This window comes from Actinophytocola sp. KF-1, from assembly GCF_054661535.1.
On the sequence record NZ_BAAFVK010000006.1, the window covers coordinates 160106 to 174573 of the forward strand.

The 14468-nt window shown below is 71.9% G+C and carries 17 protein-coding genes; 7 read left to right on the plus strand and 10 right to left on the minus strand.

The annotated features are described in order from the left end of the window. Window position 1 precedes the first annotated feature (1 nt). Window positions 2–802: a CPBP family intramembrane glutamic endopeptidase gene (locus ACYQ77_RS19490; protein ID WP_459713268.1), complete on the minus strand. Its 801-nt coding sequence runs from the start codon at window positions 800–802 to the stop codon at window positions 2–4. A gap of 35 nt (window positions 803–837) precedes the next feature. On the opposite strand from ACYQ77_RS19490, the gene ACYQ77_RS19495 reads away from it, so the two are divergent. After that, on the plus strand, window positions 838–1296 hold the full coding sequence (locus ACYQ77_RS19495) for a PPOX class F420-dependent oxidoreductase (protein ID WP_459713270.1): 459 nt from the start codon (window positions 838–840) through the stop codon (window positions 1294–1296). On the opposite strand, the gene ACYQ77_RS19500 is transcribed toward ACYQ77_RS19495, so the two are convergent. Both ACYQ77_RS19500 and ACYQ77_RS19505 read right to left on the minus strand, forming a co-directional pair. Continuing rightward, entirely contained in the window at window positions 1293–2162 is an 870-nt protein-coding gene (locus tag ACYQ77_RS19500) for a hypothetical protein (RefSeq protein WP_459713272.1), read from the minus strand. The genes ACYQ77_RS19495 and ACYQ77_RS19500 overlap by 4 nt on opposite strands. A 47-nt stretch (window positions 2163–2209) precedes the next feature. Further along, window positions 2210–2713, minus strand: a complete 504-nt coding sequence (locus ACYQ77_RS19505; RefSeq protein ID WP_459713273.1) for a DM13 domain-containing protein — start codon at window positions 2711–2713, stop codon at window positions 2210–2212. A 62-nt stretch (window positions 2714–2775) separates the two neighbouring features. Here ACYQ77_RS19505 and arcA point away from each other — a divergent pair, with 62 nt between their 5' ends. After that, a complete protein-coding gene (gene arcA / locus ACYQ77_RS19510) occupies window positions 2776–3999 on the plus strand; it encodes an arginine deiminase (RefSeq protein WP_459713274.1) in 1224 nt (407 codons plus the stop codon). Between the two features lie 157 nt (window positions 4000–4156). Here arcA and ACYQ77_RS19515 read toward each other — a convergent pair whose 3' ends face one another. After that, entirely contained in the window at window positions 4157–5068 is a 912-nt protein-coding gene (locus ACYQ77_RS19515; RefSeq protein WP_459713275.1) for a helix-turn-helix transcriptional regulator, read from the minus strand. 62 nt (window positions 5069–5130) lie between these two features. Between ACYQ77_RS19515 and ACYQ77_RS19520 the strand changes: the two genes are divergently transcribed. Together ACYQ77_RS19520 and ACYQ77_RS19525 are read left to right on the plus strand one after the other, a co-directional pair. Next, window positions 5131–5520, plus strand: a complete 390-nt coding sequence (locus ACYQ77_RS19520; protein WP_459713277.1) for a RidA family protein — start codon at window positions 5131–5133, stop codon at window positions 5518–5520. Further along, on the plus strand, window positions 5517–5927 hold the full coding sequence (locus tag ACYQ77_RS19525; protein ID WP_459713278.1) for an SRPBCC domain-containing protein: 411 nt from the start codon (window positions 5517–5519) through the stop codon (window positions 5925–5927). The genes ACYQ77_RS19520 and ACYQ77_RS19525 overlap by 4 nt, the downstream gene beginning before the upstream one ends. A 172-nt stretch (window positions 5928–6099) precedes the next feature. On the opposite strand, the gene ACYQ77_RS19530 is transcribed toward ACYQ77_RS19525, so the two are convergent. Beyond that, window positions 6100–7245, minus strand: a complete 1146-nt coding sequence (locus tag ACYQ77_RS19530; protein ID WP_459713280.1) for a GNAT family N-acetyltransferase — start codon at window positions 7243–7245, stop codon at window positions 6100–6102. A gap of 133 nt (window positions 7246–7378) precedes the next feature. Between ACYQ77_RS19530 and ACYQ77_RS19535 the strand changes: the two genes are divergently transcribed. Then, complete coding sequence (locus ACYQ77_RS19535; protein WP_459713281.1) at window positions 7379–7906, plus strand: ferritin; 528 nt, start codon at window positions 7379–7381, stop codon at window positions 7904–7906. Here the strand turns inward: ACYQ77_RS19535 and ACYQ77_RS19540 are convergent. Beyond that, on the minus strand, window positions 7903–9015 hold the full coding sequence (locus ACYQ77_RS19540) for an MFS transporter (protein ID WP_459713283.1): 1113 nt from the start codon (window positions 9013–9015) through the stop codon (window positions 7903–7905). The two genes, ACYQ77_RS19535 and ACYQ77_RS19540, sit on opposite strands and share 4 nt — an antisense overlap. Before the next feature lie 41 nt (window positions 9016–9056). On the opposite strand from ACYQ77_RS19540, the gene ACYQ77_RS19545 reads away from it, so the two are divergent. Then, the gene (locus tag ACYQ77_RS19545) at window positions 9057–9632 is read left to right on the plus strand and encodes a TetR/AcrR family transcriptional regulator (RefSeq protein WP_459713285.1); all 576 of its coding nucleotides are present in this window, start codon (window positions 9057–9059) and stop codon (window positions 9630–9632) included. A gap of 203 nt (window positions 9633–9835) precedes the next feature. On the opposite strand, the gene ACYQ77_RS19550 is transcribed toward ACYQ77_RS19545, so the two are convergent. Genes ACYQ77_RS19550 through ACYQ77_RS19560 form a run of 3 tightly spaced genes read right to left on the minus strand, consistent with a single transcriptional unit; the run spans window position 9836 to window position 12857 of the window. Continuing rightward, window positions 9836–11092, minus strand: coding sequence for a DUF2185 domain-containing protein (locus tag ACYQ77_RS19550; RefSeq protein WP_459713287.1), 1257 nt, complete (start codon window positions 11090–11092; stop codon window positions 9836–9838). Window positions 11093–11097: 5 nt separating this feature from the next. Beyond that, the gene (locus ACYQ77_RS19555) at window positions 11098–12039 is read right to left on the minus strand and encodes a DUF5926 family protein (RefSeq protein ID WP_459713289.1); all 942 of its coding nucleotides are present in this window, start codon (window positions 12037–12039) and stop codon (window positions 11098–11100) included. An 11-nt stretch (window positions 12040–12050) separates the two neighbouring features. After that, the gene (locus ACYQ77_RS19560) at window positions 12051–12857 is read right to left on the minus strand and encodes a glycerophosphodiester phosphodiesterase (protein WP_459713291.1); all 807 of its coding nucleotides are present in this window, start codon (window positions 12855–12857) and stop codon (window positions 12051–12053) included. Window positions 12858–12880: 23 nt separating this feature from the next. Between ACYQ77_RS19560 and ACYQ77_RS19565 the strand changes: the two genes are divergently transcribed. Beyond that, a complete protein-coding gene (locus tag ACYQ77_RS19565) occupies window positions 12881–14062 on the plus strand; it encodes a cytochrome P450 (RefSeq protein ID WP_459713960.1) in 1182 nt (393 codons plus the stop codon). Here the strand turns inward: ACYQ77_RS19565 and ACYQ77_RS19570 are convergent. Beyond that, entirely contained in the window at window positions 14059–14430 is a 372-nt protein-coding gene (locus ACYQ77_RS19570) for a winged helix-turn-helix transcriptional regulator (protein WP_459713293.1), read from the minus strand. The two genes, ACYQ77_RS19565 and ACYQ77_RS19570, sit on opposite strands and share 4 nt — an antisense overlap. Window positions 14431–14468 lie beyond the last annotated feature (38 nt).

Here is a 14468-nt window from a genome sequence, read left to right on the forward strand (position 1 = left end):
GTCACGGCAGCCAGGACACGCGGCCACGCAGGACCGCGTACCCCATGAAAGCGACGAAGTCGATCAGGAAGTGCGCCAGTACCAGCGGCCACAGCCGGTTCGTCCGCTGCCACACCCGGCCGAACACCAGCCCCATGATCACGTTGCCGACGAACCCGCCGAAGCCCTGGTAGAGGTGGTACGACCCGCGCAGCACGGCCGAGACCAGCAGCGACGTGTTCTCCCGCAGCCCGAGCTGGCGCAGCCGCGTGATCAGGTAGCCGACGACCAGGACCTCCTCGGCCCACGCGTTGCCGAACGCCGACAGCGGGAGCGTGAGGAACTGCCACCAGTGGTCCAGCGCGGTCGGCACCACGGTGAGGTTGGCGCCGACAGCACGCGCGACCAGGTAGAACCCGAGCCCGGGCACGCCGATGAGCGCCGCGAGGCCTGCGCCGCCCCCGAGGTCCCGCAGGAAACGCCCCCGCGCGAGGCCGATCTGCCGCAGCTGGATGCCCGCCCGCCACAGCAGGTAGAGGCCGAGCACGCCCCACGCGAACAGCTGCGTCGCCGACAACAGCTGGCGCAGGAAGTCCAGTACCTGGTTGGTGGCCTGCGAGACGTTCAGCGCCACGGCCTGGTCGGCGAGCCGCTCCTCGCGCAGCAGCGAGTCGAGGAGCGACAGCAGGCTCCGCAGTCCGGAGAGCCCCAGCGTGATCGCGAAGACGATCACCAGCTCGACGACGATCCCCCGTCGTTCGCGGGCGTCGGTGACCGGTTCGGGGAAGGCCGGGGTCGACGGTTTCAGCCAGTCGCGGAGCACGGCCGAACGCTACCGGCAGTCGTAGGGTGGTGTCCGTGCCACAGATCGCCACGGCCGAGACGGTCGAACGAGAAGCGCTGAACGACTTCATCCGCCCCCGCCACCACGCGGTGCTGGTGACCACGCGGTCCGACGGCAGCCCGCAGATGTCGCCGGTGACGTGCGGCCTGGACGGCGAGGGCCGCATCGTGATCTCGAGCTACCCGCAGCGGGCGAAGTCCCGCAACGCGCGGCGCAACCCGAAGGTGTCGGTGCTGGTCCTGTCCGACGAGTTCAACGACGCGTACGTGCAGGTCGACGGCACCGCGGAGGTGCTGGACCTGCCGGACGCGCTGGAGCCGCTCGTCGAGTACTTCCGCGTGATCTCCGGCGAGCACCCCGACTGGGACGAGTACCGCGCGGCGATGGCCAAGCAGGGCAAGTGCCTGATCCGCGTCACGATCGACCGCTGGGGCCCGGTCGCGACCGGCGGCTTCCCGCCCGAGCTGGCCTAAGCGAACAGCTCGTCGACGGTCGCGACGGTCACGGCGCGACGCACCCAGGTCTCGAGCTGGTCGAGGTCGGTGCACTGCATGATCCGCTCGCGTGCGCCGTCCGGCACGGTGATGCCGCGCACCTCGAGAACCCCCAGGACCGCCCTGGCCTCGCCCTCGGCGCGGCCTTCTTCGCGGCCTTGGCCGTAGTAGCGGCGGGCGAAGTCGCTCTTGTACTCCCAGGTTCCAGTGCTCATCAGTTCCTCCAGACGAGCTCGTGCCGCTGCCGGGAGCGTCATGAGCACGAGGTCAGTGTACAAGTTTGCTTGGTCATCAGAGAGCGCTCGCAGACCGGCCATGAACGCGGACAGGACCTTGTCCCCATCGGTTCCGGCGCCGTGGGCCATGGCCGAGAGCACCGCCAGTTCCGGTTTGCCCACCGCCTCCTCGGGGTCGGTGAGTACTGGCACGCGATCGGGTGCGATGACCACTGGACGCAACGCCCAGTCCGGGTGCCCCAAGTCGATGGGCGCGGAACACCACGTCGCCGTCGCGTCGTCCGGGCACACCACCAGCAGTACGACCGGGACCCGAAGGCGAGCGCGGAGCGTCGTCAGGTACACCGGCCAGGACCAGCGTTTGGCCGGGTCCCGCCGCAGCTGCACCTCGACGACCACCGCCCCGACCTGCACGTCACCGCTGGTCAGCACGATGACCGTGTCCGCCCGGTACTCAGTGGGCGTCAGATCGGTCAGGTCACTCGATCCCACGGTCGCGTGTGCGTACGGCGGTATCGCCACACCGAGTTGACCGTGCAGCAACTCGGCGGCGAGCGCCGGACGCTGACGGAACAGCTCGATCAGGGCTTCGTGAACGTGGGAGGGCACCAGCGCATATTACCGCGCGTATCGATCACTGACTCAGGGTGTTCGAACTAGAGTGCGAGTGGGGCGGAGCCGAACGCGACGTTGAAGCGGTCGCACCAGATGACCGCGCTGCGCAGGCCCGCGAGGTCGGCGTCGGCGGGGATCGCGTAGTTGTGGTTGCCGTCGGTGGCCTTGATCTCGCCGAGCGGGACGTACCGGCCGTCGTCGTAGGAGTGCCAGTCGCCGCCCGCCGTCGCGTCGGAGAGCCAGACGTGCACGTCCGGGCCGTCGGAGGTCGAGAAGCCCGCCAGCCGCAGCACGCGGGAGCCGTCGGGCAGCGCCAGGACGCGGGCGGTGCCGCTGGTGTCGTGTTCCTGGCTGACGAAGGTGCCTTCGGCGAGGACCTCCGGCCGGGGCGGCGACGTGGTGTCGGTGCTCACGGGCGCCGCCACCGGGACCGGCTCGTCGAGGTGGCTGCTCGTGAACGCGCGCCACGGCTCGAACAGGGCGAGGCCCACACCGAGCCCGATCAGCGCAACGGGCACACCCACCCAGATCAGCAGTCGTCGCATGTGACTCATCGTGGCGGAGGTGGCCGCGACAACCTACTTACCGAGTTATTACGCTCGCCGTCGTGACCGCACCTGATCTCGAAGTTCACGAGCAGCCCCGGGTGGAAAGCGAGGTCGGGCCGCTGCGCACGGTGCTGCTGCACCGGCCTGGCGCCGAGCTGAAGCGCCTCACTCCGCGCAACAACGACCAGCTGCTGTTCGACAGCATCCCGTGGGTCGACCGCGCACAGGAGGAACACGACGCGTTCGCGGAGACGCTCGAGTCCCGCGACGTCGAAGTGCTGCTGCTCGTGGACGCGCTGGTGGAGGCGCTGAGCGACGAACGCGCCCACGCCGCGGCGGCCGACACCGCGGTGGACCGGCGCCGGGTGGGACACGAGCTGGCCGACGCGCTCAGCTCGCACCTGTCGTCGATGACCGCGTCGGCGCTGGCGGACGTGCTCATGGCGGGCATGACGTTCGAGGAGCTGCCCGCCGCGGAGGGCGCGTCGCTGGTGCGGAAGATGCACCACCCGCACGACTTCGTCGTCGACCCGCTGCCGAACCTGCTCTTCACCAGGGACTCGTCGGTGTGGATCGGCAACCGGGTGGCGATCGCGTCGCTCGCGTTGCCGGCGCGGAACCGGGAGACGGCGCTGCTGGACCTGATCTACGCGTACCACCCGCGGTTCCGGTCGGCGGGGCGTGCGTACGGCGCGCACTCGGCGCCGGTCGAGGGCGGCGACGTGCTGTTGCTGGCGCCCGGGGTGCTCGCGATCGGCGTCGGTGAGCGGACGTCGCCCGCGGGCGCGGAGTCGCTGGCGCGGTCGGCGTTCGCGGACGGGCTCGCGCACACGGTGCTGGCGGTGCCGATCGCGCAGGACCGGGCGACGATGCACCTGGACACGGTGTGCACGATGGTCGACCGGGACGCGGTCGTGATGTACCCGGCGGTGCGGGACACGCTGGTGGCGTACCCGCTGCAGCCCGACGAGGCGAAGGGCGTGCGGGTCGCGGGACCGGTGCCGTTCCTGGAGGCGGCCGCGTCGGCGATGGGCATCGACCGGCTGCGGGTGATCGACACGGGGCTCGACCCGGTGACGGCGGAGCGCGAGCAGTGGGACGACGGGAACAACACGCTCGCGGTGGCGCCCGGGGTGGTGGTCGCGTACGAGCGGAACGTGGAGACGAACGCGCGGCTCGAGGAGGCGGGGATCGAGGTGCTGCGGATCCGCGGCTCGGAACTGGGCAGCGGCCGGGGTGGGCCGCGGTGCATGTCGTGCCCGATCGTGCGGGCACAGCTGTAGTAACAAGCCGCTGACCTGCGAAAACACGCATCCCCAGTACGTACGGGCGGCCCCCACCACTCCCGGGGGCACCCCGCTGTCCAGTCTACCGGTGTCCACCGACAGGGGGACGGATGTCGATCTTGCCTGTGGACAACCGGGTGGGCTGTGGACAACGTCAGTAGCGGTCCGACAGCCAGCGGCCCAGCCCGCGCAGGTGGTCGTTCAGTTCCGCCGGTTCGAGGACGTCGATGTCGAGGTTCAGGTAGGTGAGCCAGCGGGCCGCCCAGTCGAGGTCGTCGGTGCCGAAGCGGAGTTCGCAGTCGTCCTCGTCGTCGACCACCGTGGCCACCGTCGGGTCGACCAGGTCGCGGACCAGGTCCGCCGACGTGTGGACGCGGACGCGGACCTGGTGGCGCCACGAGCCGTGCGCCAGTGAGCCGGCCACGAACGTCGCCGCGTCTTCCGGGGGCTCGGGGACGGGGAAGCGGGTGCCCAGCGGCTGCACGTGCGTGATCCGGTCGAGCGCGTGGACCCGCCACCGCGTCGTGTCGCGCAGGCAGGCGACCAGGTACCAGCGGCGCCGCACCATGACCAGCCGGTGCGGCTGCACGTCGACCGCGTTCCCGCGCCCGCGGATGCGGATGGCCTCCCCCGCGCGGCACGCGAGCGCGGCGGGGATCAGCACGTCGCGGTTCGTGCTGTGCAGTGGCAGCGTCTCCACCTGGGCGAGCGCGCTCAGCCGGGTGCGCCAGCGGGACGGCACGACCTGTGTCAGCTTCGCGAGCGCCGTGATCGCCGCCGTTTCCAGGCCGTCGACGGTGACCGCGGTGCGCAGGCCCAGCGCCACCGCGGCCACCTCGTCCGCGTCGAGGAGCAGTGGGGGCATCGCGGTGCCGGACGCCAGCCGGTAGCCGCCGGTCCGGCCCGCCTCGCCGTCGATGCGGTAGCCGACCTCGCGCAGTTCCGCGATGTCGCGGCGGGCCGTGCGTTCGGTCACGCCGAGGCGGGCCGCGAGCTGGGTCGCCGAGATGCCGGGGTGCGCCTGGAGCAGCGAGAGCGTCTCGAGGCGGCGGTTCGTGGTGCGCACGACGTCGATGATGGCGGAAAACCCTGACAGTATCCGTCCGGGTATGTGGGCACGATGGTCACATGACATCGCTTCTCAGTCCCGAGGGACTTGTCCAGTCGCCCGCGTTCAGCCACGTGGCCGTAGTGCCGCCGGGGGCGACGACCATCCACGTCGGCGGGCAGAACGGCGTCGACGGCAGCGGCTCGCTCGTCGGTGACGACGTCGTCGCGCAGACCCGGCAGGTGATGAAGAACCTGCATGTCGCGCTGGCCGCGGCGGGCGCGAGCGTTCAGGATCTGGTCATGATGACGATCCTGCTGGTCGACGGCACCGACATCGGTGCGGCCTATCCGGTCGCGGCCGCCGAGCTGGCAGGCGCGAAGCCCGCCGTCGTGGTCGCGCGGGTCGCCGGGCTGGCGGTGCCGGGTGCGCTGGTCGAGGTCAGCGCGGTCGCGGCGGTGGTCGCGTGAGCCCGGTCGGGAAGACCCGCGACGCGGGCTGGCAGATCGGGGTGTCGAAGACGATCGACCGGCCGGTCGAGGACGTGTGGAGCTTCATCACGTCGCCGGCGGGCATCGCGATCTGGCTGGGTGAGGGCGTGACCGTGCTGTCGGAGCCGGGCGCCGGGTACGAGACGGCGGCCGGGGTGCGCGGCGAGACGCGGAGCTACCGCGAGCTGGACCGGGTGCGGCTCACGTGGCAGCCGCCGGGCTGGCGGCACGAGACGACGTTGCAGTTGACGGTGTCCCACGCGGGCGCGGGGCGGGCACGGCTGGGCGTGCACCAGGAACGGCTGGCCGACGCGGAGGAACGCGAACAGCAGCGGACGCACTGGCGCGGCGTGGTCAACGACCTGGTGGCGGCGCTGAGCGCGTGAACTGGGCCCACCCAGGCCACGAATCGCCTCTGACCTGCGAAAACGCGCACCCCCCAGTACGTACGGGCGGCCCCCACCACTCCCGGGGGCACCCCGCTGTCCAGTCTACCGGTATCCACCGACAGGGGGACGGAAGTCGATCTTGGCTGTGGACAACCGGGTGGGCTGTGGACTACTCCGTCCAGCGGGGGTTGACCTGCGCGTAGATGGTCTCGTCCTCGAAGCCGGACGGGCCGGTCGGGAAGGAGTCCGGGATGCTCGCCACGTGGAGGAAGCCCGCCTTCTCCGCCGCGTAGCGGGACGCCTTGTTGCTCCCCGCGGTCGACAGGCTCAGGCGGCGCAGGCCGAGGCCGCCCTTGTCCTTCGGGGTGAAGGCGCAGTCGACCAGCATGCCCAGCGCCTCCGTCAGCACGCCCTTGCCGCGTGCGTCCGGGTGGACCGAGTAGCCGATCTCCGCGGCCGTCTTGTCCAGGCCGCCGAGGTTGAACAGCTGGATCTCCCCGATCAGCTCGTCGGTCTCGCGGTCGGCGATGGTCCAGTCGTAGCGTTCGCCGCGCGCGTCGAACTCCATCGCGCGCAGCAGCACCTTGTCCGGGGGCGGCATCTTCTCGTTCGCCCAGCCGTAGCGGCCGCCGAAGTGGCGGCTGCGTTCGTCGGCCATCATCTCGATGAAGCGGACACCGTCCGTGTCGTTGTGCGGGCGCAGCCGCAGGCGGTCGGACTCGAGGGTCGGCGGCACGTGCCACGCGTGCTTGGGCTCGCGGGTGTCGTCCTTGCGCAGCGAGCCGCACCACGCGTCGTGGCGTTCGCCGCGCTGGCTCAGGAACTTCGCGACCTTGCCGTCGAACGAGAACCCGTTCGCCCACGCCACGCGCCACGACGCCCAGTTGCCCACGTGCGCGTACCACACGACCAGCTCGATGTCCCGCTGCTCGAAACCCCAGTCCAGGATCATCTTGACGGCGCGGCCGCACACGCCGTGCCCGCGCACGGCCGGGTGCAGGCCGAACGCGAGCTCCGCGACGTTCGACCCCATCGGCCGCAGCGAGATCGAGCCTGCGAACCGGCGGACGCCGTCAGGGTGCGGCGCCTCGATCGCGAAGCACAGGTCCTTCCCGCTCTCCCAGCCCGCGGGCACGATCTCGCCGACGAACCCGGCCGCGTCCGCGCGGCCGTACGGCACGGGCACGGTCGTCCACCGGATGGACGCCGGGTCGGTGCACTGCACGACCACGTCGTCCACATCGGACATCGCGTGGGCACGGAGCGTGATCTCACCATCGGTGAGCGTGGGCACGTCGGCGGGGAAGGAAGTCACCGCACCATGGTCGGCGGTCGGCGGGCCGGGTGCAATCCAGTTTAGGAATGCCTTACCTGAATTGCATTTCCATAGGCTTGCCTAAATTGCAAGCAAATTGCTATTGCCCATCCCGGTGCGTATTATCGAAATCATGTCGAAGTTCAACACCATGCTGCAAGAGCAGATCCGCAACGAGTTCACCGCGTCCCAGCAGTACGTGGCTCTTGCGGTGTGGTTCGACGGCCAGGACCTCCCCCAGCTGGCCAGGCACTTCTACCGGCAGTCGCTGGAGGAGCGCAACCACGCGATGATGATCGTGCAATACCTGCTCGACAACGACATCCAGCCCGAGATTCCGGGTGTGGACGCGGTTCGCAACGAATTCTCCGACGCCGCCGATCTCGTCGCGCTGGCGCTCAAGCAGGAGAAGCAGGTGACCGAGGACATCATCGCGCTCGCGAAGGCCGCCCGCGACGAGGACGACTACAAGGGCGAGCAGTTCATGCAGTGGTTCCTCAAGGAGCAGGTCGAGGAGGTGGCCGGCATGACGACGTTGCTCAACGTGGTCCGCCGGGCCAACGGCAACCTGTTCGACGTGGAGAACTTCCTGGCGCGTGAGGCCGTCGGCGACGGTGGCGCGGACCCGCTGGCCCCGAACGCGGCGGGCGGCCTGCTCTAGGCACGCAGGGCGATCGCGGCGAGCGCGCACGCCGCGGCGAACACCGGCACCGCGCCCGGGGACACGCCGACCAGCAGCCCACCCGCCGCGCCGCCCGCGGCCGCTCCGATGTAGACGGTGCTGCTGACGACGGCCATCGCCGCGGTCGCGTGTTCGTGGCCGGCCCGCGCGAGCATCAGCGCCTGGATGGCGGGCGGCACCGCCCACGCGGCCGCGGACCACCCGACGAGCAACACGACGGTCAACCACAGCGGCGCCGGGCGCGCGCCCCAGCAGACCGCGAAGATCACCATCACGGCCGCGAAAGCCGTTGCGGCGGCGGCGAACGCGCGCTGCGGGCCCCACCTGTCGATCAGCGTGCCCGCGAACCGCGCGCCCGCGATGCCCGCCACCCCGGCGACCACCAGCAGGACGCCGAGGACGGCCGGGGTGACGTCGGCGAGCCCGGCGAGGAACGTGGCGAGGTAGGTCTGGAAGGCGAGGTTGCCCGCGACCGCGGCGACGGTCACGGCGAGCACCTTGAGCACGGGCGCGGTCAGCAGGCCGCGAGGTGACGGCGGCCGGTCGAGCGTGGTGCGCGGCAGCCAGATCAGCACCGCGAGCAGGGCGAGCGCGCCCAGCACGCCACCGAGCACGAACGTGGCGCGCCAGCCGAACGCGGCGCCGGTCCACGTGCCGGCGGGCACGCCGAGGACGATCGCGCCGGTCATGCCCGCCATGACGGTGGCGAGGTGGCGGCCGGTCGCACCCTCGGGGGCGAGGTGCGTGGCGAGCGCGAGGACCGCGGGCAGGACGGTCGCCGCGGCGAGGGCCGCGACCACGCGCAGGGCCATGAGCAGCGGGTACGCGTCGACGGCCGGGACCACGAAGTTGGCCGCGCAGAAGACGAGTAGCGCGCCGACGAGCAGTGCGCGCCGGTCGACGCGGCCGAGGAGTGCCGCGGACAGGGGCGCGGCGAGGGCGTAGACGAGCGTGAACACGGTGACGAGCTGACCGGCCGCGCCGGTGGCGACGCCGAGGTCGCCCGCGATGGCGGGCAGCACCCCGATGATCACGAAGTCGTCGGTCTGGACGGCGAAGGCGGCGAGGGTGAGGGCGACGAGGTACACCTCATAAAGGTAACAGTCGTTACCTTAATAGGGTTGGGGGCATGGCTCGGACCGCGGACCCGGCACGGCGCGTCGAACTGATCGACGCGATCATCGTGGAGCTGTCGTCGAGCGGGCTGGCGACGTTTTCGCTGCGTACGCTGGCCGCGGCGCTCGGGCGGTCCACGCGGGTGCTGACGCACCACTTCGCGGACAAGGACGCGTTGCTGGCGGCGGTGCTGGCGCGGCTGGACGAGCAGCAGCACGAGGCGCTGCGGTCGACGCCGGGGTGGTCGGACCCGGCGGTGGGCATCGGGTCGATCGTGCGGGACGCGTGGCGGCGGCACCTGTCACCGGCGGAGCTGCCGAGGACGCGGTTGATCCAGGAGATCGAGGGCCTGGCGGCGGCGGGCCGGCTGGCGGCGCACGTGCCGGCGTTCGTCAGCGGGCGGGCGGCGTTCGTGGCCCAGGCGCTGGAGGTGCGCGGGTTGTCGCCGGCGGACGCGCTGACGAAGGCGACGCTGCTGAACAACGCGTACGCGGGCCTGCAGGCGGATCACCTGACGACGGGCGAGACGGCCCGTGTGGAGGCGGCGCTCGCGGAGCTGTGCGCCCTGGCGGACAGCTGGACGAAATAGCCGCTGACCAGCGAAACGCGCGGCCCCCACCGAAGCGGGCGCGCAGCGCCCGGCACACCGAGGTCGGCGCACACCGCTCGCGCGCGCGATGCCAACCCCCACCCGATCCCGGGGGCCACCCGTCATGCCAGTCTACCGGTACCCACCGACAGAACCAGGGGCTCAGCCGCTAGTTGTGGACAACCGGGTGGGCTGTGGACAACTCACCTGTCGACGGGCACGAACTCGTCGTCCCTGCGTTCGAAGGCGGCCGGTGCCGGTGTGGTGAGCACGGCCTCCACGCGCGGGTCGGCGCTGATCAGTTCGCGGAGCGGCACGAGCGAGCAGTTGCCGACGTCGTCGACGTACTCCTCCGGTTCGTCGCCCGCGAACACGCGCCAGCCGCTGTCCCGCTCGTTGTCCGGGCCCTCCCGGTACAGCCAGCCCGCCGGCTCGCCGTCGCGGGCGACGCGGTTCGACACGATCGCGAGCTGCGCCAGGTCGCCGAACCACAGCCGTTCGAAGCGGCGCTGCCGCCGGACGATCTCCTCGGCGCCCAGCTCGACCCGCACGCGCAGCAGGGTGCCGTCCTCGGCGAGGTCGCGGTGGACGGGGTACGCGCCGTCGCCCCAGCTGGTGTACCAGCCGGTCATCAGCGCGCCGCCGACCTCGACCACGCCCGACTCGGTCGGTGCGCCGCGCATCCGGCTCAGCAGCCGGTGGTGGTCGTCGTGCGGACGGACGTCGGTGTGGAACTTCGCCTCGTCCTCGGCCCTGAGCCGCGAGTAGTGACTGGCCAGCTCGGCCTTGGTGAGGTCGGTCCACCCGAACGTGTCCTGGTCCAGGGCGGGCGCCGACAGCCGTTCGGCGACCGCGGTGGCGTCCCGGCCCCAGAACACGAGGTCGAACAGGCCGTCGTGCGGTTCGTCGTTGCGCCAGCCGGTCAGCGCGGCCGGGTCGGCGAACATGAGCCGCGCCTCCTCGACGAGCACGTACCCGCACTCGACGGACCGCGCCGGTTCGCCTTCCGCGCACTCCACCCACACCGAACGCCACCTGCCCGCGTCCGGGCCGTCCGGGTCCATGCGCACGCCGTGCACCGGCAGTTCCCGGTCGGCGGGCACACCGCGCACGGCCACGGCCCAGCCCGCCGGGAACGGCACCTCGACACCGCCGGGCGCGTCGGCGAGCAGGCGCTGGACCCGGGCGTGGTGCGGCACCTTCGGTATCCGCACCAGGGACGCGTCGAGGCCGAACCCGTCGACCCGCTTCGCCAGGGGGTCGCCGTCCGGGAAGTCGAACGCGTACCGGCCCTTGACCATGGCGAGGTCGAGCCGGCCGGCGACCTCGGCCGCGTCCGGGCCGGTGATCTCGAAGTCCGTGCCCTCGGCCGGCTCGCCGCACCACGCGCGCAGCAACCCGAAGTCGATCACCAGCAGATCACCGGACGGGAACGAGACGCTCCCCAGCGACTCCGGCATCCGGCTCAGCGGATGGTGACCTGGCGGCCGATGAGGCCGTCGCGGGCGCGGCGTTCGTCGCTGGTCAGCGGAGTCTTCTCCAGCGACGCCAGTGCCTCGTCCAGGCGGGTGCCCAGCTCCTCGGCCGGCTTGGTCCACTCGCGGGCGTGCAGCTCGCGGTCGAGGTCCCACACCGGCACCAGCAGGCCGTGCGCGCGGAACGAGCCCGCGTACCGCGACCCCTCGCCGAGACCCAGCTCGCCGCGGGCGTGCAGGCGGGCCAGCGCGTACAGCAGCTGCTCCTCCGGCTCCGGGCGGACCCAGCGCAGGTGGGCGCGGTCACCGGCGTCGACCCAGTACGCGGCCGGGCCGATGCGTTCCGTCGGCATGATGGCCTGGTTCGCGCGTTCCAGGGACAGCGCGACCTCGCCCGCCGGCTCCTCGCCCTCGGGGAGCCACCACGAGAAGTCGCTGTGCAGGGTCGGGTCCAGCTCGGTCTTCGGGTCCAGCAGGTCCTGCAGGCGCTCGCGTTCGCCCTCTTCGGTCTCCGGGCCCACGACCGGCAGCACGTCACCGGGCTTCGCGTCGAGCGCCCAGCGCAGCGCGCGGGCCAGGTCGCGGCTGACGTCGCTGGACCTGGTCTGCACCTGCAGGCCGACGAACGCGCTGCCGTCCGCGCGGACCAGGGCGGCCGCGGCCATGGGCAGCACGGTCGCGAGGGTCACCGTGCGGTCGGTGTCGACCGACAGCGTGAGCGGGGACGTCGCCGACGGCACGAACTCCCGCAGCGCGATCAGCTCGCACTCGCTGACGATGCCCTCGAACGGGCGGCCGACCGGCATCTCGACCGGGCCGCCGGCGAGGCCGTGGCACGCCTTGTACCGCTTGCCGGACCCGCACGGGCAGGCCTGCCTCGGGTTGATGCCGTCGGTGGTCTTCTTGCTCTTCACGGCGGAACGCTTGGCCATGGAGCGAGACGCTACCGGTTGAGCAGGCGCATGGTGTTCGCCGGGGAGTTCGTCGCGAGGTACCGGACGCCGAGCTTCGCGCACAGGGCCACGTCCGCGGGTTCGTCCACGGTCCAGACGTACGTCTCGTGCCCGAACGACCTGGCCCGCTCGACGTAGTCCGGGTCGGTCCGCAGCAGGTGCACGCCCGGACCCGTGTAGTCGGCGTACGGCGGGAGGGCGCCGTCCCAGCGGGCGACCGACAGGTTCTCCAGCAGCAGCACGGTCGGCAGCGTGTCGGTGTGGGCACGCACGCGCCGCACCGCCCGCGCCGAGAACGACATCATCACCACCGGCGAGTCCTCTTTGGACTTCGGGCGGGCGAGGCCGTACCGGCGCAGCATGGCGATGAGCTTCGCCTCCACCAGCCCGCCGTACCGCACGGGGTGTTTGGTCTCGACGAACAACTGCACGCCGGGGTGCGCTTCCACCAGCTCGAGCAGGGACTCGAGCGTGAGCACGCCGCGCTCGGACTCGTCCGGTGCGCCCAGCACGAGCTCGTCGGCGTTGTCGGGCATGCCGGGGTGCCAGCTGCCGTAGTCCAGTTCGGACAGCCGTGCCAGCGTCAGCGTGGACACGACCCCGCGGCCGGACGACGTGCGGTCGACGCGGCGGTCGTGGACGCACACGAGGTGACCGTCGCGGGAGAGGCGCACATCGCACTCGAGTCCGTCCGCGCCCTGTTCGATGGCGAGCGCGTAGGCGGCGACGGTGTGCTCGGCCCGGTGCGCGGACGCACCCCGGTGCGCGACGACAGCGGGCTGCACGGCGCGGATCATCGCACAGCTACCGTGGGGCCATGGTGTTCGACCCGCGTGACCCGGCCTTTCTCGCCGACCCGTACCCGACCTTCGCCGCGTTGCGGGCCGAGGGTCCGGTGCACCGGCACGAGGAGATGGGGCTCGCGGTCGCGGTGTCGCACGCGGCGTGCTCGGAGGTGCTGCGCAGCCGCTCGGCCGGGCGGCTGTGGCGGGACAAGGAGCCGGCGTCCGACTTCGTCGCGTTCAACCTGCTGCACCAGAACTCGCTGCTGGAGAACGAACCGCCCCGCCACACCCGGCTGCGGCGCCTGATCGCGGGCGCCTTCGCCCGCGGCCACACGGAGCGGTTGCGGCCGTGGGTGCGGTCGCTGTCGTCGACGCTGGTGGGGTCGCTGGCCGCGGCGATCAAGGCCGACGGGTCCGCCGACCTGCTGGCGCACGTGGCCGCGCCGCTGCCGGTCGAGGTGATCGCGGAGCTGCTCGGCGTCCCCGGCACGGACCGGCACCGGCTGCAGCCGTGGTCGAACGCGATCGTGAAGATGTACGAGTACGCCCTGCCGAAGGAGCAGGCCGACGCCGCGGAACGAGCGGCGCAGGAGTTCGTCGACTACCTCCGCGACCTCGCCGCCGACCGCGCGAAGGCCCCCGGCGACGACCTCATCAGCGGTCTTGTCGCGGAGCGCGACGGCACCGACCGCCTCACCGACGACGAGCTGGTCGGCACCGCCGTGCTCCTGCTCATGGCCGGCCACGAGGCGACGGTGAACGTCATCGGCAACGGCGTCCTCGCCCTGCTGACGCACCGGCACGAGTGGGAGCGCCTCGTCGCGGACCCCGGCCTGCTGCCGACCGCGGTCGAGGAGCTGATCCGCTTCGACGCGCCGCTGCAGCTGTTCGAGCGCACGGCGACCGCGCCGGTCACCATCGCGGGCCACGCCCTGGCGCCCGGCGACAAGATCGCGGCGCTGCTCGGCGCGGCGGCCCGTGACCCGGAGGTGTTCGACGAGCCGGACCGGCTCGACGTGGGGCGTACGCCGAACGCGCACCTGGGGTTCGGGGCGGGCATCCATTACTGCGTGGGTGCCCCGTTGGCGCGGGTCGAAATCGCGGCCGCGCTGGAGGCGCTGACCACCGAGCTGCCCGGGCTGCGCCTGGCCGCGGAACCGGAACGGCGGCCGGAGTTCGTGATCCGCGGGCTGCGGAACCTGCCGGTGACGGCCTAGCGGTCGTCGTACTCGCGCCTGCTCCGCTCGATGTCGGGGTTGTGCTCGACCGCCCACTCGGCCAGCCGCACGGCGGGTTCGATCAGGGTGCGGCCTGTGTCGGTGAGCGCGTACTCGACGCGCGGCGGCACCTCCGCGTAGGCGGTCCGCGAGACGAGGCCGTCGCGTTCCAGGTGGCGCAGCGTCAGCGACAGCATCCGCTGTGAGACGCCGGGGATGCGCTGCTGCAGCTCGGTGAAGCGCATGTGCTGGTCGTGGAGGGTCGCGATCACCAGCAGCGTCCACTTGTTGGCGATCCGGTCGAGGACGCCGCGGATGGCGCGACCCCCGTCGCCGCGGATCAGGCAGACGCGTTCGTACCGCGACATGCGCACGCTCCTGTCAGTTACGCACACCCGTGTTCCTT